The sequence below is a fragment of the Massilia sp. CMS3.1 genome, from assembly GCF_051262535.1.
In the GTDB taxonomy this organism is placed as follows: domain Bacteria; phylum Pseudomonadota; class Gammaproteobacteria; order Burkholderiales; family Burkholderiaceae_D; genus Telluria.
The window spans coordinates 1-4,086 of record NZ_JBIMES010000047.1 but is presented as its reverse complement, the minus strand read 5'-3'; the positions used below and the strand labels follow the sequence as shown (position 1 = coordinate 4,086).

At 59.4% G+C, this 4,086-nt stretch carries 1 protein-coding gene and 2 pseudogenes; 1 reads left to right on the top strand and 2 read right to left on the bottom strand.

Annotated features, from left to right (window positions below; genetic code table 11):
* Window positions 1-319: 319 nt before the first annotated feature.
* Window positions 320-873, bottom strand: a pseudogene (locus ACHAC9_RS24250) (RNA 3'-terminal phosphate cyclase).
* A 111-nt stretch (window positions 874-984) separates the two neighbouring features.
* Window positions 985-2,220, bottom strand: a complete 1,236-nt coding sequence (locus ACHAC9_RS24245) for an RtcB family protein (RefSeq protein ID WP_435764338.1) — start codon at window positions 2,218-2,220, stop codon at window positions 985-987.
* Between the two features lie 220 nt (window positions 2,221-2,440).
* Here ACHAC9_RS24245 and rtcR point away from each other — a divergent pair.
* Window positions 2,441-4,048 (top strand): annotated as a pseudogene (rtcR, locus tag ACHAC9_RS24240) (RNA repair transcriptional activator RtcR).
* Window positions 4,049-4,086: the final 38 nt, after the last annotated feature.

Here is a 4,086-nt window from a genome sequence, read left to right as displayed (position 1 = left end):
TTGGCACCTTCATCAAACGCCCACACTTATCGACTGTTAATTTTTAAAGAACTTGTTCGGTACTGCTTCTTGCTACTTGGCGACAAAGCGTTTTGTTTGTCAGCAGCAGAGAGATGAGATTATGCAGTGTTTCGCTTTCGTCGTCAACTTCTTTTTTTCCATTTCGTTGCTCACTGCAAAGAAGTTAAGAACCTAACACCTTGATTCTGTTAACGTTTTGCGGACAGCGCCGAAGCGGAGGCGAATTATAGCCAACGTTCATCGTGCTTGGCAAGTGCTTTTCACCACGCATGTAAATCGCGCTTCTTCTGCTTCGAAATCAATAGCTACAGGCAAAGAATCGGGAGATGACGTGCGCATTCGTCCTGTCATGGGAGGAAACAGTTGAGGCAGTAAAACTGCCGCCGCCCGCCAGTGCCATCGGCGCGCAGGGTTTGACGGTCGCAATAACTTCTCCCCCGCCCGCGGGATAGAAGCCATAACGCAGCAGCGCGATATCGACCTCGGCGCCCATGCGCGCAAGCAGTGGCAGATAAGCCTGCTGCGGGAACTGAACCGGTGGCGCCATCACCTTATGCATGCCTCCGGAGATGCGGACGGTTGAGGGCTGCTTCGCATACAGCAGGGCCAATACGGCGGTTTGCAACACCAGCGTACAGCTGCCGGCCGTGCCGATGGCGAAAAATGGTAATCGCCGCCCTTGATACGTCCCGGCGTAAAACTGAGCGCGGACGAACCGAGCTCCGAGCCTGTCACGCCTGCCCCGCTGACCTGGGCGGCTGCCTGCATCGCGACCAGGTGCTGCCGCATCAATCCAGGTTTTGTGCGATTGGCGCGAATGCCTGCGATCCGGAATCGCTGCCCAGTGATCATCGACAGCGCGAGCGCAGTCCGTAAAATCTGGCCGCCTCCTTCACCGGCGGCGCCGTCAAGGTCGATCATCGCCTCCCCTTCTCTTTCTTGTTCTTGTTTCCTGCGGATGCATCATCCCTTCACGCACACGACCTGCTTGAGCGTATGGACGACTTCCACCAGATCGCGCTGGGCATGCATGACCGCGTCGATATCTTTGTAGGCCATCGGAATTTCGTCGATCACGTTCGCATCCTTGCGGCATTCCACACCTTCCGTCGCCTTGACCTGATCGGCCAGGGTGAAGCGGCGTTTGGCTTCGGTCCGACTCATGGTGCGACCCGCACCGTGGCTGCAACTATTGAAACTGTCCGCATTTCCCTTGCCGCGCACGATAAAACTCTTTGCGCCCATCGAACCCGGAATGATTCCCAGCTCGCCTATCCGCGCCGACACCGCCCCCTTGCGGGTGACCAGCACGTCCCTGCCGAAGTGATGCTCCTTCTGGACGTAGTTATGGTGGCAGTTCACTGCTTCCACGTGCGTCTGGAATGGCTTCGTAATCACGGTGCGCACGGCAGCAATCAGGTTCTGCATCATGACTTCACGGTTCATGCGGGCGAACTTCTGCGCCCAGCTGACCGCCTCGACATAATCGTCGTAATGCTTCGTCCCTTCCGACAGATAAGCGAGATCGCTATCGGGCAGGTTGATGAAATGGCGCCGCATATCCTGCTTGGCCAGCTCGATGAAATAGGTACCGATCGCATTGCCGACCCCACGCGAGCCGGAATGCAGCATAAACCAGACGGAGCCGACTTCATCGAGACAGACCTCGACGAAGTGATTGCCGCCCCCCAGCGTGCCGAGGTGACGGTAATTATTCGTATTCTTCAACGATGGCGTTTTCAGGCAGATCGCATCGAATTCGCCTTTCAGCTGTGCCCAGGCGGCGTCGACCGGCGCCGGCGGCGTCTGCCACGAACCCTCGTCACGGTTGCGCTGCCCGCGCGTCTTCGGCGACATGCCGTGCGGAATGGCGCGCTCGATCGCGCTGCGCAGCTTCGACAAGCTGTCCGGCAGATCCTTGGCCGTCAGGGTCGTCTTCGCCGCCATCATGCCGCAGCCGATATCGACGCCGACCGCGGCAGGAATCACCGCGCCCAGCGTCGGCACGACGGTACCGATGGTCGAGCCTTTGCCGAGGTGCACGTCCGGCATGACTGCAATGTGCTTGTACACGAAGGGCATCTTCGACGTGTTCGCTAGCTGCTGCTTTGCAGCCTCTTCGACAGGCACGCCTTGTGTCCACATTTTCACGTGGCCGCCGCCGGGGATATCCATGACATCGTAATGGTGAGTTTTCATCGTTTTCATTTTTATCCCTGGAGATGGGCTGGTCATCAGGTCGCAGCTGGTTTTTCCTCCACCCTGTTGCAAGCGGCGTGCCAGCGAGCTGCGACACCTTGGCAAAACGGCCAAGTGACTGATATAGAAGAAGTTTCTCACAGTGACCGAGCTCCTGGCGCCGTTGGAACCCAGGCGAAGTTTCTGCCAAATTTCCGCCTATATAAATTTTTATACAGATATGAAGAGTAAGAAAACCGTCGTGATCGGCTTCGTCGGCACGAAGCTCGACAATTACCGGGGACCGTCGCGCTGGGAGAAGTGGCGCCCAAGCGTCGCGCTGACCCAGCAATCCGATCTCGCGGTCGCACGTTTCGACCTGATGTACAACGGCCCGGTCGACAGCCTGATCAGCCAGGTGGCCGCCGATATCGCTTCGGTGTCGCCGGAAACGCAAGTGGTTCCCCATGCGCTCAAGATTGCAGACGCCTGGGATTTCGAGGGAGTGTATGGCGCGCTGTTTGATTTTGCGAAGCGCTACCCTTTCGATCCGGACAACGAGGATTACTGGATCCACATCACAACCGGGACCCACGTCGTCCAGATCTGCATGTTCCTGATGACCGAGGCGCGCTTCTTCCCCGGCCGCCTGGTGCAGACCTCGCCGCCGCGCGCGCCAAGCTCCAACACAAGCGGCAGCTATGCCCTGATCGACCTCGACCTCTCGCGCTATGACCAGATCGCCCAGCGCTTTTCGCGCGAGCAGGCTGAAGGCGTCGCATTCCTGAAATCCGGGATCGCGACGCGCAATGCGCATTTCCACACCATGATCGAGGAGATCGAGCGGGTCGCGATCCGCTCGCGCTCCCCATGCTGCTGATGGGGCCGACCGGCGCCGGCAAGTCCTTCCTGGCGCGCCGTGTCTACGACCTGAAGAAGGCGCGCCACCAGGTCAACGGACGCTTCGTGGAACTCAATTGCGCGACGCTGCATGGCGACGGCGCCGTCTCGACGCTGTTCGGCCACATCAAAGGCGCATTCACGGGCGCAGCATCGGATCGGCCGGGATTGCTCAGAAGCGCGCACAAGGGGCTGCTCTTTCTCGATGAAATCGGCGAACTCGGTGCCGATGAACAGGCCATGCTGCTGAAGGCGGTCGAGGAAAAGCGCTTCCTGTCCGTCGGCAGCGACAACGAGGTGCAGAGCGACTTCCAGCTCATCGCAGGGCCAATCGCGACCTGTCAGGGGAAGTCGCCGCCGGGCGTTTTCGCAAATACCTGTATGCGCGCATCAACCTGTCGACGTATGCCCTGCCCGGCCTGCGCGAGCGGGCCGAAGATATCGAACCGAATCCCGACTACCTGCTCGCCAGTTCGGCGCGGAAAATGGACAGATGGTGCGCTTCAATCGCGAAGCGCGCGCCCGCTTCATGCGCTTCGCGCGGTCGCCAAGTGCACTGTGGACGGGGAACTTCCGCGATCTCTGGGCGTCGATGACGCGGATGGCGACACTGGCGCAGTCGGGCCGAATCACGGAAGCGATCGTCGACCACGAAATCGTGCGCCTGGAACGGCTATGGCGTCTGCAGACTGGTCGTGCGAACGCCGATGCCGGCGCGCTGGAAGAGTTGCTTGGTGAGGAGGCCGGCCAGCTCGACCTGTTCGACGCCATCCAGCTGCAGGAGGTGATCAAGGTATGCCGACAATCGAAGAGCCTGTCCGATGTCGGGCGCAAGCTGTTCGGCGTGTCGCGCGACGCGAAAACCAAGCCGAACGATGCGGACCGGCTCAAAAAATACCTGGCGCGCTTCCGCCTGAGCTGGGATCAGTTGTTCGCCTCGAACGCTTGAGGACCTTCTCGCATCCATCCTTTTAAGACAAACCATGA